The following is a 14,007-nucleotide window of genomic DNA, read 5'->3' on the forward strand; positions in this document are numbered from 1 at the left end:
GTATAATAACGATAACAAAACAATTTATGAGGTAATTATGGAATTAGGTGCACTTAGAGGCGTCATTGGCATTTTCGCGTTATTGGCAGTGGCGGTCTTTTTCTCTAAAGATCGCAGCGCCATTAATTGGCGAACCGTAGGTTTTGCCTTTGCATTACAGATATTACTCGGTGCATTTGTACTTTATGTGCCCTTTGGTAAAGATGTTTTAGGCTCTATAACCAATGGCGTTCAACAGGTTATTAACAGTGCACAAGCCGGCATAAATTTCTTGTTTGGTGGCTTAGGCACCGATGCCATGTTTGATAACGGCGTTGGCTTTGTTTTTGCGATTCGTGTACTACCGGTTATTATCTTTTTCTCATCACTTATCGCCGTACTTTACTACCTTAATATTATGCAATGGGTAGTAAAAATTATCGGCGGTGGCTTACAAAAATTATTAAAAACTTCAAAACCTGAGTCATTATCTGCCACGGCTAATATATTTGTTGGCCAAACAGAGGCTCCCTTAGTTATTCGCCCTTATATCGCCAAAATGAGTCAATCAGAGCTTTTCGCCATTATGGTTGGTGGTTTAGCCTCGGTTGCAGGTTCAATACTAGCTGGCTATGCTGGCTTAGGCGTGAAACTTGAATACTTAATTGCCGCATCGTTTATGGCAGCACCCGGTGGCTTGCTGATGGCAAAACTACTCATGCCTGAAACAGAGGTCATTAACAATGATTACAGCGATGTAGAGTTGGCTGAAGCAGAAGCTAAACCGGTTAATGTTATTGATGCTGCTGCAACAGGAGCTGCTTCAGGTTTAAAGCTGGCGGTTAACGTTGGCGCCATGTTGCTTGCCTTTATCGCCATTATTGCATTACTTAATGCCATGGTGTCAGGCTTTGGTAGCATATTAGGCTTTGAAGGCGTAACCATTGAATGGCTACTGGGCTATATTTTTGCCCCCTTTGCCTATCTTATTGGCGTGCCATTTGACGAAATGTTGCAAGCAGGTAGTTTTATTGGCCAAAAAATTGTCGTTAATGAATTCTTTGCCTACGTAAATTTTGTTGAAATTAAAGATACCCTTTCCCCAACAACCCAAGCAATTATTACCTTTGCTTTATGCGGCTTCGCTAACTTATCTTCCATTGCCATTTTATTGGGGGGTATCGGCTCAATGGCACCTAATCGTCGCCCTGACATTGCACGATTAGGTATGAAAGCCATGTTAGCCGCGACTATGGCTAACTTAATGAGCGCCGCTATTGCTGGGGTTTTTGTCAGTTTATAATCAACTAAAAGCTGTAAAGGATTAGCTTTCAGTTTTAAGCTGTCAGTTATTTGGGGTTAGTTATCAATTATTAGTTATTAGTGGGCAATTTTGGTTTTGAGGTGAAGATGAGTACTATTGAACAATACGCACAGCGTGCACTTAACATGATGGATTTAACCAGTTTAACTGACCTTGAAAGTGCCGATGATATTATTCAGCTTTGCCAAAAGGCTAAATCACCTTGTGGTAACACTGCTGCTATCTGTATCTTCCCGCGTTTTGTGCCCTTAGCAAAAAAAACCTTAGCGGCACAAGGTACGCCTGAGATAAAAATTGCTACCGTGACTAACTTTCCGCACGGTAACGACGATATTGATATTGCTGTCGCTGAAACTAAAGCCGCTGTTGCCTATGGAGCAGATGAAGTCGATGTTGTATTTCCTTACCACGCCTTAATAAAGGGTAATGACAAGGTGGGCTTTGAACTCGTAAAAGCCTGCAAACAAGCTTGTGGCAATAACACAAAACTGAAGGTTATCATTGAAACCGGTGAGCTTAAAACTGACCAGCTTATTACTCAAGCGAGTGAAATTTGTATAGCTGCCGGCGCTGACTTTATTAAAACCTCAACCGGTAAAGTTGCAGTAAATGCCACACCTAAAGCAGCTGAATTGATGCTAAAGGTCATTAAAGCTAAAAATACTCAAGTAGGTTTTAAACCTGCTGGCGGCGTAAAAAACGCTGAAGATGCTGCGGTTTATCTTGATTTAGCGGCTAATATTTTAGGTGCAGACTGGGCGACAAAAGCTCACTTTAGATTTGGCGCCAGCAGCCTATTAACCAACTTACTTAATACCTTAGGCTCGAGTAATAAAACGGCTGAGCCAACAAGCTATTAAGCACATTGCACCCAACAGATTACATAGCCCCCAACAACCATAAGTAGGATATCAATATAGCGATGGCGCAATTATATTTTTATTATTCAACCATGAATGCCGGTAAGTCGACACACTTATTACAATCTTCGTATAATTACCGTGAACGTGGTTTAAACACATTGCTGTTCACCGCACAAATTGATGATAGGTTTGCCAAAGGCAAAGTCTCATCTCGATTAGGTATCCATGCTGACGCCTTATTATTTGATGATAAATCAAACATTTTTGAACAAGTAAAATGCCAAATAAGTAGTAGCAAAATTGCTTGTATATTAATTGATGAAGCCCAGTTTTTAACTACACAACAAGTTAGGCAATTAACCGATATTGTCGATGAATTAAAAGTGCCTGTTTTAGCTTACGGTATTCGTACCGATTTTCTCGGTGAAACCTTTGTTGGTAGTGCAGCGCTTCTCGCCTGGGCCGATAAATTAGTAGAGTTAAAAACCATTTGTCATTGCGGGAAAAAAGCAAATTTTGTTATGCGCTGTGATGAACATGGCAATGCGGTTAAAGGTGGCAAACAAATAGAAGTGGGTGGTAATGAGCGTTATGAGTCTTTATGTCGTCGGCACTTTAAAGCTCTTGTTTGGCATTAACTAAACAACTACCCTATTTACATTAAACATAACTCATAAAAAGGAATGCCATGGCATTCCTTTTTTCTTGTACTTATTTCAATAACGCTAATTTATTAACACTAAGCGGAAATGGTTTGATAAATAACCGGTTGTTGCTCAGCCTGCTTGTCATCAATCACTAAAGCCCCTTGATACTGTAAACTAGCTAGTAGTGCAGAGCTTTCATCTTTAGCATGCACTCGAGCCACCACATCACCACGGTTAACTAAGGTGCCAATGGGTAATACTCTGTCAAAACCAACACTATGGTCAATTTGCTGACCATTTGCTGTGCGTCCACCTTTTAAGCCCACCACAGCCAAACCAATATCACGGGTTTGCATACCATTGATATAACCGTGATCTAGTGCAATAACATCCTTAATACATGCGGCGCGTTGCATTGAACGCCAAGGATCTTCCATAAAGTCACTTGGACCACCCAAGGCATGGATCATTTTACTGAATATTTCAGCTGCAGCGCCAGAGGCCAGTGCATGGTTAATTTTTACTAATGCGGCATCTTCATTATCCACCACTTTTGCGCTAACTAACATAGCTTTAGCTAATGCAACCACCACGGCATGCAAACGAGGTTCACGCAGCGAGCCCGTTAAATATTTAACCGTTTCGGCCATTTCCAAGGCATTACCCGCGGTTGCACCTAACACTTGGTTCATATCAGTGATAATAGCTTGTGTCGGCACACCAGCACCATTAGCCACATTAACAATACTTTGCGCTAGCGCTTTAGCATCAGCAATATTTGACATCATAGCGCCGTTACCCACTTTGACGTCCATGACTAAAGTATCAAGCCCTGCTGCTAATTTTTTTGACAATATAGACCCAGTGATCAGGGGTATAGATTCCACCGTGGCAGTAATATCGCGTATGCCATATAGGCGTTTATCGGCAGGCGCTAAATTATCCGTTTGAGAGATAATCGCCATACCCAAGTCTTTTACAATCGCTTTAAATTCAGCAATACTGGGTTGAACATTAAAGCCGGCAATACTTTCTAGTTTATCTGCTGTTCCGCCGGTGTGGCCCAAACCACGCCCTGCAATCATAGGAACATAAGCACCACAAGCGGCCACAATAGCCGCTAACATAAAGCTGACCTTGTCGCCAACACCACCGGTTGAATGTTTATCAACCACTGGGCCGTCTAATTCTGGCCACGACAACACATCACCTGAATTTTTCATCGCCATGGTAAAGTCGATAATTTCACGGGTTTGCATGCCCTTTTGAAAAATTGCCATGGCCATTGAACCGGCTTGAGCATCATTAAAATCTAAGTTAACTAAACCATCAACAAAGCTTTGAATTTGTGCTTGCGAGAGTGAACCACCATCACGTTTGGAGCGAATTATTTCTTGCGGTAATAACATGAACTAAAATCCTTATTTTTCAAGTAAATCTTTGGGCGTAAAAGCATCAGGTAATAATTCATTAACTGTCCATTGCTTTTGAGCATTGTTGTGATTAACCGCCATAACAAGTGCATCGGGCGCTAAAAATTCAACAATAACCTGTCGACAAGCACCACAAGGTGGCGTCAATTTTTCTTGATTAGTATAAATGACGATGGCTGAAAAGGCTTTTTCACCTGAAATAACCCCTTGGGCTAAACAATTACGTTCAGCACAAACGGTTAGGCCGTAAGAAGCATTCTCTACATTGCAACCTTTAACTATTTTACCGCTAGCTGTTAACGCTGCCGCACCCACATGAAAATTACTATAGGGTGCATAGGCGCTTTCAAAGCCCTCTTTCGCTGCATTAATCAGTCTTGATATTACATTACTTTCAATATTTGACATTATAAAAACCTTTATCTGACCAGGTGGTCAACTTATACACTATCGTAGTAAATCAGTAGAAGAAATGCAACTGAAAAAACGTTAAATAAAATCTATTACAGCCTATTGTAATCAACTTATTTATAGCAGATTATTTAACGGTAGATTAAAAGATAAAAAAAAAGCCAACATTACTGCTGGCTTTGTTAGTAAGGTTTATGAATAATTAGAAGGTATATTTAACACCAATCTTCATAGACCATGCAGACTCACGATCTTGGAATCTAGCAGGCGTCTCTCCTGCAGAAATATTTGCACTTTCGTACACGTATTGACCGTCATCATTAATGCTGTAATCGAGTAATTCTGTTGCAGATTGACCATATGGTAATTGGTAAACTCGTGCAGCACCTTCATCAAAAATAGCTAATGCGTTTTTAATATCAACATAGAACAAACCTTTATGCCCAGCTAAGAAACCTGGAATTTCTTGTTCAAAGCGTAAATCCATCGTCGTTGTCCAAGGCGCTGTATAAGCATTCTTGTCAAGATAGCCACCATCAGAGCTAATACCCGCTGTTGCTAACTCGGCCATAATTTCGTCGTAGCTTAAGCCATTATCAAAATCGACCGCACCGTCACTCGCACCTGTTGGAATATAGGGTAAGTTAGCAGTAGTAAGATCTAAATTTCCTGATAAACCGTCACGATTGTTATAACCTAACAAGTAACTAAATGGTCTACCTGATTTACGCTCCCAAAACATATGCATACCTGTGTTATAACCTTCAAACATTTCAGTATTATATGAAAGGTTGAACGTTAAACGATGTTTAACTTGATATGCTGATGTACCTATACCAGGATTCTCAGGGTCAACTACTGGGTTAAAGTTATATGCAGTGTTTGACGAAGTGCCTGTGGCATCTACACGGTTGCGAATGGTTGAATGGGTATATGAAAAGTTAGCTTTAATACCGCTCTGCCAGTTCTTTGCAATACTCAGTGTTTCAATTATCGTATGACCACCAGACGTATTGGTTAATAATACATCACGGGCATCTCTGTCAGCGATGGCAAAAGTGTAAATCGGACGACCTTCAACAGTTAAACCATTATTACCTTTTGAGGTATCTAATGTGCGCGAAAGATCAGACCAAGCCATATCTTTTTGAATGTCTTTGTAAAGCACTTCACCACTAATACGCCAATCGTCACCTAAACCTATGTCACTTAAATTAGCAACATAATCTGCGGCTAAACTATATTGCCACGTAGTAGGTATTTCAAAATTTGGATCAATGGCATCAATGTTAGAGTTTGGTCCACCTAACTCAGATTGTGCAATTTGATCTTGTGCATGCTGCGGAATACCGCTTGGGTCTGCATCTTGTAAAAAGGTGTTTGCTGCAATGTCATCACCAAAACTGCGGTATAACGCAATTCTAGAACCGTCATTACTGAACGCATTTGAGATGAATACATTGGGACGACCACCACTAAATAGACCAGCGCCACCACGGATAGTCAACTCATCAGTTGCGCTCCAAGTAAAGCCAAAACGTGGTAAAATGATGTCTAAACCGTCAAGGTTTTCATTATTTGCATAAGCATAGCGCTCGAAGAAGCTTTCATTAAAGTTTGGTGCCTCATCATTGACCGTTGATTCATAACGTAAACCATAAGTTACGTTAAGTGAATCATTCACATCCCAACTATCTTCAATATAAAAAGCGTGATTTTCAAGCGCAAATTCAGCGGCGGCATCATCACGGTTTAAACTTGGATTATTTTGGTATTCGAACCAGTTAGCTTTACCCGCTTCAAAATCATCAATACTATCAAAATACCAAGAACCTAAAAAGTGTTGCATAAAGAGGTTATAAACATCTACTTTTTCGTATTCCCAACCAAATGAAATCGCATGGTCTTCATACAAATAATCACCACTAATACGAACTTGTAAGGTCTCATTGGTTAACTGGTTTGCGTGGCGACTGTCATCAGCGCCCAACATAATTTCGCCGCCATTAACGGTGTCAATTTTAACTTCACCAAATTCATAGCCACCTAGAGATACTTGACCGTTAACAGATTCTTTTTTCGAGACCTTAACTTCTGTTGAAAAGTCTTGATTCCAGTTTGAAAATACTTGAGCAACATAAGTGTCAAACTCGTTAGAGCGATTATACCAATGAGAAGATAAATACAAGTCATCAGAATTACCACTACCCTGATTGCCAGCGCTATTACTAGAGCCATGAGCATAGGTAAAAGTCGCGCGATGATCTTCATTAATATTCCAATCTAACTTTAATGAATATTTTTCATCTTCTAGTGGAATAGAGTTATTCCAACTACCGGCATCATAACCATATTTATCTTGAGCAATATTGACCACACGATCAACTTCTGCTTGCGACACTTGGCTAACCTTGTTGGCTACATTTGAATCTGACGGGCCTTTGTCTACCGAACTGGGTGATTCAAAAGTTTCGTATGACGCGAAGAAGAAGAGTTTGTCTTTAATAATTGGACCGCCGAAAGTTGCCCCCCAAGTCTCTTCATCAAATTTTAAATCAATTTTATCGCCATCATCTGTTTCAGGTGTTCCTGCCCAAGCATCTTTAGCTTGCTCAATAAACATAGAACCATGAAACTCGTTAGTACCCGACTTAGTCACTACACTAACTTTACCACCAGAAAAACCACCTTCTTTAGCGGTAAATGGCGCGATAGCAACACTGATTTGAGCAATTGAATCAAAAGCAATCGGAGAACGTTCTGTTGGGTAACCGTTACCAGCTAAACCAAAGTCATCGTTAAGGTTCACACCGTCAACCGCTAAGCTGTTATATTTAGGGTTACTACCTGCTAAAGATAAGGTATTGCCATCATTACTAACAACGGCCATTGGATTTTGTCGAACAATGTCTTTTAAGTCACGGTTAAATGCGGCTGATTTAGTTAAATCATCACCACTAAAAACACTTGATGAGCCTTTTGACGGGTCAAAGAATGTTGAAGAACCTGTTACCGCAATACGCTCAATATTAGTATCTTCTAATACTTCACTGATTCGAAATACATCACCTAAAGTTATGTAAATACCTTTAAGTGTTTTGTCGGCATAAATATCAGAGTCGATCGTGACTGTGTATGGACCACCAACACGTAAACCTTGTGCAGAGAAATTACCCGTCTCGTTAACTTTTAAAGTTTTACGAGTGCCTGAAGGTTCGTGAACAATAGTAATCGTTGCATCAGTAACAACACTGCCATTGTTGGTTAGAATGTTACCGCGCATTGACGATGACGTATCATCAGCCATTGCCGATGTTGACAATCCAAGCGCAAGTACAATTGCGCCAGTAATCCGTGAGAGACGATGATTTTTCATCATATTATTCCTTGGTGTAAGTTAAAATTTTATTTGTTAAGTGTTTTATTAAATGTTTATGTAAGTTTTACTGAGCTCATTTCAAGCTATTTATTATTTTTTTAATGCTAACTCGGTGAAATTAAAACAGAGTTTTCTTACATTTTCATTACAATATTTGACAGGGTAATTGCTGTGAATTAACATTTTTTAACTTCACAAAACAGAAAAACAAAGCGAATGCTATTAAAGCTATAAATAACAACAACCTAACCATATTATTAAAACAGGCCCAAAAAAAGCTTATAACTATAATCACATTAAATAAGATTAAATATAACAAAACATGATAAAAACAAACCATTTGGTCAAGATAAAATAAAGTATGATTTTAGCTAAGTTAATAAAGGCTTGTATTAACTTAGCTAAATTAACCATAGGTAAACTATTTTTAAAAATATCAAAAAATGCTGATAAGATAAGGCTAACTATTTGAAACAGTGTCTTAACACTATATTTAAATTAAACTGACCAGCTTTTAACTCCTCAGCATGAGTTTATTGATATATGTACCAAATAAAATCCGCAAAACAGTTAATAGTGTTAATAGTTAACATAGTAATTTTTTATCGGCTGAGTATAAGCTAACAACTGTAATATTAACCTAATAAAATAGTGTTAATGAATATAAAAATATAAAGAGAAAGGTCATTCGCGTGAACAACAATACCAGCAATGAAAAGCAAGGAAGTATTCGGGCCCGAAGTGAAGCTGTTATTTTAGCGGCAGCACAAAAAGAGTTTATTCTCCAAGGTTTTAAAGGTGCTACCGTTCAATCTATTGCCGATAGCGCAAATCTGCCTAAAGCAAACGTATTATATTATTTCAAAAATAAAGAAAATATTTATCATGCGGTATTACAGTTAACCCTAGATACTTGGGATCAAGGTATTGGTGAACTTGATATTAACGACGGTCCTGTTGTGGCGATTGAAAAATTTATTGCTTCAAAAGTAAAAATGTCTTTTGAACACCCTCAGGCATCAAAAATTTATGCCATGGAAATCATACAAGGGGCGTTGCATTTAAAAGAATTTTCTCGCACTTATTTACGCCAATGGGTAAGAGAAAAAGCTAAAGTATTTCAAGTGTGGATCGATAGCGGTGAAATGAAAAATGTTGACCCGGTAAAACTTATTTTCTTAATTTGGTCTTCAACTCAACATTATGCTGATTTTGAACAACAAATATTAACCATTATGAATCGTGCCGATTACGAAGAAGACGATATAACCCAAGTAACCGAGTTTTTAACTGATTTTATCTTACGGGGTTGCGGCTTAAAATAGGAATTTATATGCGAGTATTAAGCTATCTAGTAACAACTATGTTGTTAGTCTATTCAGGTATTGCTATGTCACAAACGTCAAATAGTTCAAGCTTACGCATTGCTACTTTTAATGTCAGCATGGAAGCATTAAATTACTTACCTTCAGCATTAGGCAAAGCACAAAAGCCCACAGGACATGAGTTAGCAGTAGCGTTAGCAGAAAATCATCAACAAATTAAAAATATTGCTGAAATTATTCAACGCGTAAATCCTGATATTATTTTATTGAATGAATTTGACGGTAATGACCCTAAACATCAATCACTAAAACGCTTTTTAAGCGATTATTTAGCAAAAAGTCAGCAAGGTAATACGGCGGTTAACTACCCCTATTTTTATCAAGGCCCGGTTAATACGGGTGTTGCTTCTGGTGATGACTTAAATAATGACAACAAAGTAGGTGAATTGCCCAATGATGCCTATGGTTATGGGCTTTTTTCAGGGCATTTCGCCATGGCATTGTTATCTAAATATCCTATTATTGAAGACGAAATCAGAACATTTCAACTGTTTAAATGGCGCGATATGCCAAACGCCTTAATACCCATAAATCCTGACTCAAAAACACCTTGGTATAATAAACAAGCCTGGAGTAATTTTAGACTATCATCTAAATCTCACTGGGATATACCACTGAAGGTCAATGGTAATGAACTGCACATTTTGGCAAGTCATCCTACCCCTCCGGTATTTGATGGGCCAGAAGACAGAAACGGTAAACGAAACTTTGATGAAATACGTTTTTGGACTGATTACCTAACCCCGAGTGCTGCCAGTTATATTTATGACGACAATAAGCACTTTGGGGGTTTAGCTCAAGATAAAGCTTTTGTTATCTTAGGTGATTTAAATGCCGATGCTATAGAGGGTAGTGCAATAAAATCGGGCATTGAGCGCTTAATTAATCATCCCCGTGTTATTGATGCCAAGCCAAATAGCGAAGGTGGAAAGTTACAGCGAAATAATAATGCCAATGCAAAATATCACACAGCATTTTGGGGCATGCGAGCTGATTATGTTTTGCCTGCAAAAGCACAATTTAACGTACTTGGCTCAGGTATATTTTGGCCAAAAGAAAATGAAGCTGAGTTTCGTTTAATTAAAGACCGTGCTGCCTCATCAGATCACCGACTTGTTTGGGTGGACCTAGCGTTTAAAAATCCAATTAATAAATAACTGTTCTACATCGACTGAGTTAAATTCGACAGCGTTAAATTCCACTCGTTTAAGCAGTTATATTTACCAATAATATTTAACGGAAATCAATATGAAAAAATTTATTCCAACCTTATTAACCAGCTTGATGATCTTATCTTGTGGTCAGCTACAAGCATCTGATGATGCTAAAAAAAGCACTATTGCAGACAGTAGCCCGAAAAATATCATTATGATTATTGGTGATGGTATGGGCCCAGCATATACCAGTGCCTATCGTTATTTTCATGACGACCCTAATACAGCTGAAATAGAACAAACAGTTTTTGACCGTCACTTTGTCGGTAATAGCAGTACCTACCCAGCCGCTGAGTCAGGTTACATTACCGACTCAGCAGCTAGCGCTACCGCATTATCAACCGGTATTAAAAGCTATAATGGCGCTATTGGCGTCAATGTTAACAAACAGCCCGTTGAAACCGTTTTGGAATATGCCAAACAAAGTGGCAAAAAAACCGGTGTTGTCCTTACCTTACAAATTAATCACGCCACCCCTGCTGCTTATTTAGCTCATAATGTTCATCGCTATAATTACAATGCTATTGCCGACAGTTACATTGATGACGGCATCAAAGCCGACTTATATTTTGGTGGTGGCTGGAAATACTTTATCCGTAAAGATAGAAATATTGTTGATGAATTTATACAATCAGGTTTCCACTACATTGATAAATATAGTGAAATAGGCAATATCCCAGCAAATAAACCCGTATTAGGTTTATTTGCTAAAACCGGTTTACCTTGGGCCTTGGATGATACTAACAAGCACCGTTTATCCATGATGACACAAGCGGCAACAAAGCAATTAGAAAATGATAACGGCTACTTCATGTTAATTGAAGGTAGCCAAATTGACTATGGCGGACACGCTCGAGATATTGCCGCCGCTATGCATGAAATGGACGATTTAGCCAAAACCTTAGAATACCTTGAAACTTATGTTAAAGAACATCCAGATACCTTAGTGGTGATCACAGCAGATCATAGTACTGGAGGCTTAAGTATTGGTAAAAAAACTGAACGTTCTAACGCTAATATCAACAGTAAATATTTATGGAAGCCTGAATTTTTACGCAGCATGACCGTGTCACCAGAAACAATAGCAAAACGTTTTATGGATAAGGAATTATCTCTGACACAACTGGGTGAATTGCTGTCATTTAAAATAACAGCCTCAAACATGGAAAATTTACAACAAGCTAAACTTGCTGATCACCAGATTGTTAAGCAATTTAAATTATTAGCTGCTGATGTGAAAAAAAGTAAAAGAAAACCTAGACCATACCAGTCTGTACTTAATGTTATTACCAAAATTATTGATGTAAAAACCAACACAGGTTGGGGTTCAATTAGTCCTTCAGGTACACATACCGGTATCGATGTGCCTGTATTTGCCTTTGGCAAAGGCAGTGAAATGTTTTCAGGTTTTCAAGACAACACTGACATTGCCAAGAAAATTTTCACCCTATTAGGTAAAAAATAAAACAGCGCTATACCTACAAAATAGTAGAACAAAGCAAAGCAAAACAAAAAAAGCCGAGTAATTTATAACTTACTCGGCCTTTTTGTTTACCTTGTCCCGTCCTGAAATGTCTTTTACCTGCAAGCGTACATTAGAACCTGTTGTGTAGAGGTGTCATAAAAAATGAGAATCGCGTCACGAGGTGAGAAAAATTAACATCATATGTGACTACGTATAATGTGTGAGACTACCAAGCACTAAACGAGATTGGCTTCTAATGATCACTTTTGTCACAGGCTGTGCGAAAACTCCCAGCGTAAATTTTTTATGCGACGCTACGTAAATTAACAGGTGGTTTGTTATCAAACGTACTACAGAATTTAATCTACAGCGTATTTTTTCGTTGATATTATCTAATTACACCAGTTCAAAATAGTTTTCACACAGACTGGCCACTTTGCAGACATAAAATTGAAGTATCAGTTCTATATTTTAATGACTACTTTGTCTTATAAAGCTGACATTTTCTAAAAAAGAGTACTAGTTTAAATAATGAAATAACCAGAAATAACCAGAAATAATAAACAAAAAAACACCAAGTAGTCTTTCTACTACATAAAAATCCTGTGAAATGTTCATTACATTTACACCAAGTTAACGGAGGCGAAATGTCTCAATACTTAGAGTAAAAAAATTCAAATATTATGGGTATCAACTGAGCTAGAAAAGAGCAATATGATCGCGCAAGCCTTTTAGATCTAATGAAGATGTGTCTACATGAGTTCCGAACGGTTTCTCTTACTACAATCTTCACTAACAAGGCGAACGGCAATGGTAAACGAACAGCTTTCCATAGGGGGCGTTGTTTTTAATGTTGTGAAAACAGTTGAAAAAAAGGCCAGGAAAATTTGACTTTTGCTCTTTAATTGATTTAAAAATAACGTTCATTCTAGTTGTCATCTTAGTGTTTTTTTGTTTTTTTTTCTCAACTGTAGCTATAATCAAAGTAACAGAATAAAAAGAGTAATCTATGGACAGAAACTCAAAACAGGGTGTATCAGATAAAGCAATACAAACTGTTTGTATTGGCGGTGTGTATATCATAGATAAACGAATTGGTTATGACAGAAGACTTAAAAAATACAAATGCCAAAAAAAGTATGACCGTAGACTCAGTAAATGGGCCAAAAGTATTAACCGACGTAATCTATCTATTTATATTGTTATTTAAAACGTAAGTGATCAATGTAAACCCCATAGTTAGGTGGAATTAAAGCGAAGACATACAATTAATAATTTCGAATATTAAATAAAAATGCAAATATTTACTTCGCCAATGTGCACTATCGAGACATGATCATTTTTGCCACAGGCTGTGTGAAAACTCTCAAAGTAAATTTTTTATGCGACGCTACGTGAATTAACAGGTGGTTTTATTACCTCAAACGTACTACAGAATTTAATCTATGGAGCCTTTTTACGTTGATATTATCCAATTACGCAAGTTTGAAATAATTTTCACACAGGCTGGCCACATTGCGGACATTGACTTCAACTAGCAAAAATTTAGTTTGGATTAGGTTTTGTATCCGTAACTGAGTAAACATAGTTAACTAAAGAAAACGAGCAAAAGACAAATTTATTTCGCTCGGACCCTGTAACAAAATCTGTTACAGGGTCTTCGCTCGATTAAGTCACATCAAAAAGAGCCTGTAACAGATTTTGTGTAACTGCCAGGTTTAAATAACATCTTTCAAACGGTCTTCAAATTCAATCATAAAACGATTCAAGGCCGTTTTCCAGTTTCTTATCGGCATCGTCCACTTTTTAGATGCTTGTTCAATCGCTAAATAGATAACTTTTTTAGCCGAATCATCATGCGGAAATAGTTTACGCTTTTTAATGGCCTTACGGATAACACTGTTCAG

The 14,007-nt window shown here is 38.0% G+C and carries 10 protein-coding genes and 1 pseudogene; 7 read left to right on the forward strand and 4 right to left on the reverse strand.

Annotated elements, in window-relative coordinates; genetic code table 11:
* The first annotated feature begins 37 nt into the window (after window positions 1-37).
* The 3 genes from H4J59_RS16970 (at window position 38) to H4J59_RS16980 (ending at window position 2,804) form a co-directional block, all read left to right on the forward strand.
* A complete protein-coding gene (locus H4J59_RS16970; RefSeq protein WP_182241169.1) occupies window positions 38-1,282 on the forward strand; it encodes a NupC/NupG family nucleoside CNT transporter in 1,245 nt (414 codons plus the stop codon).
* A gap of 107 nt (window positions 1,283-1,389) precedes the next feature.
* Entirely contained in the window at window positions 1,390-2,163 is a 774-nt protein-coding gene (deoC, locus tag H4J59_RS16975) for a deoxyribose-phosphate aldolase (protein ID WP_182241170.1), read from the forward strand.
* A 62-nt stretch (window positions 2,164-2,225) separates the two neighbouring features.
* Window positions 2,226-2,804 carry a thymidine kinase gene (locus H4J59_RS16980; RefSeq protein WP_182189233.1) on the forward strand — a complete coding sequence of 193 codons (579 nt, stop codon included), beginning with the start codon at window positions 2,226-2,228 and terminating at the stop codon, window positions 2,802-2,804.
* Between the two features lie 101 nt (window positions 2,805-2,905).
* On the opposite strand, the gene deoA is transcribed toward H4J59_RS16980, so the two are convergent.
* The 3 genes from deoA to H4J59_RS16995 all read right to left on the reverse strand — a co-directional run bounded on the left by deoA (window position 2,906) and on the right by H4J59_RS16995 (window position 8,036).
* On the reverse strand, window positions 2,906-4,222 hold the full coding sequence (deoA, locus tag H4J59_RS16985; RefSeq protein WP_182241171.1) for a thymidine phosphorylase: 1,317 nt from the start codon (window positions 4,220-4,222) through the stop codon (window positions 2,906-2,908).
* 12 nt (window positions 4,223-4,234) lie between these two features.
* Complete coding sequence (locus H4J59_RS16990; RefSeq protein WP_182241172.1) at window positions 4,235-4,654, reverse strand: cytidine deaminase; 420 nt, start codon at window positions 4,652-4,654, stop codon at window positions 4,235-4,237.
* Window positions 4,655-4,859: 205 nt separating this feature from the next.
* Window positions 4,860-8,036 (reverse strand): TonB-dependent receptor, encoded by a 3,177-nt coding sequence (locus tag H4J59_RS16995; RefSeq protein WP_182241173.1) that lies wholly within the window; start codon window positions 8,034-8,036, stop codon window positions 4,860-4,862.
* A gap of 692 nt (window positions 8,037-8,728) precedes the next feature.
* Here H4J59_RS16995 and H4J59_RS17000 point away from each other — a divergent pair.
* The 4 genes from H4J59_RS17000 to H4J59_RS17015 all read left to right on the forward strand — a co-directional run bounded on the left by H4J59_RS17000 (window position 8,729) and on the right by H4J59_RS17015 (window position 13,310).
* Entirely contained in the window at window positions 8,729-9,361 is a 633-nt protein-coding gene (locus tag H4J59_RS17000; RefSeq protein ID WP_182241174.1) for a TetR/AcrR family transcriptional regulator, read from the forward strand.
* Between the two features lie 8 nt (window positions 9,362-9,369).
* A complete protein-coding gene (locus H4J59_RS17005) occupies window positions 9,370-10,578 on the forward strand; it encodes an endonuclease/exonuclease/phosphatase family protein (RefSeq protein ID WP_182241175.1) in 1,209 nt (402 codons plus the stop codon).
* 91 nt (window positions 10,579-10,669) lie between these two features.
* Window positions 10,670-12,100 (forward strand): alkaline phosphatase, encoded by a 1,431-nt coding sequence (locus H4J59_RS17010; RefSeq protein WP_182241176.1) that lies wholly within the window; start codon window positions 10,670-10,672, stop codon window positions 12,098-12,100.
* Window positions 12,101-13,109: 1,009 nt separating this feature from the next.
* Window positions 13,110-13,310: a hypothetical protein gene (locus tag H4J59_RS17015; RefSeq protein WP_182241177.1), complete on the forward strand. Its 201-nt coding sequence runs from the start codon at window positions 13,110-13,112 to the stop codon at window positions 13,308-13,310.
* 508 nt (window positions 13,311-13,818) lie between these two features.
* Here H4J59_RS17015 and H4J59_RS17020 read toward each other — a convergent pair.
* A pseudogene (locus tag H4J59_RS17020) lies at window positions 13,819-14,007 on the reverse strand (IS256 family transposase); the annotation flags it as partial.

Origin of the sequence: Colwellia sp. MB02u-10, assembly GCF_014077185.1 — a bacterium.
In the GTDB taxonomy this organism is placed as follows: domain Bacteria; phylum Pseudomonadota; class Gammaproteobacteria; order Enterobacterales; family Alteromonadaceae; genus Cognaticolwellia.

What these genes read in the sequence shown, in the direction of transcription:
- H4J59_RS17010 (WP_182241176.1), top strand. Translation starts at nt 10,670, where the DNA reads ATGAAAAAATTTATTCCAACCTTATTAACCAGCTTGATGATCTTATCT.
- deoC (WP_182241170.1), top strand. Translation starts at nt 1,390, where the DNA reads ATGAGTACTATTGAACAATACGCACAGCGTGCACTTAACATGATGGAT.
- H4J59_RS16995 (WP_182241173.1), bottom strand. Translation starts at nt 8,036, where the DNA reads ATGATGAAAAATCATCGTCTCTCACGGATTACTGGCGCAATTGTACTT.
- H4J59_RS17015 (WP_182241177.1), top strand. Translation starts at nt 13,110, where the DNA reads ATGGACAGAAACTCAAAACAGGGTGTATCAGATAAAGCAATACAAACT.
- H4J59_RS16990 (WP_182241172.1), bottom strand. Translation starts at nt 4,654, where the DNA reads ATGTCAAATATTGAAAGTAATGTAATATCAAGACTGATTAATGCAGCG.
- H4J59_RS16980 (WP_182189233.1), top strand. Translation starts at nt 2,226, where the DNA reads ATGGCGCAATTATATTTTTATTATTCAACCATGAATGCCGGTAAGTCG.
- deoA (WP_182241171.1), bottom strand. Translation starts at nt 4,222, where the DNA reads ATGTTATTACCGCAAGAAATAATTCGCTCCAAACGTGATGGTGGTTCA.
- H4J59_RS17005 (WP_182241175.1), top strand. Translation starts at nt 9,370, where the DNA reads ATGCGAGTATTAAGCTATCTAGTAACAACTATGTTGTTAGTCTATTCA.
- H4J59_RS16970 (WP_182241169.1), top strand. Translation starts at nt 38, where the DNA reads ATGGAATTAGGTGCACTTAGAGGCGTCATTGGCATTTTCGCGTTATTG.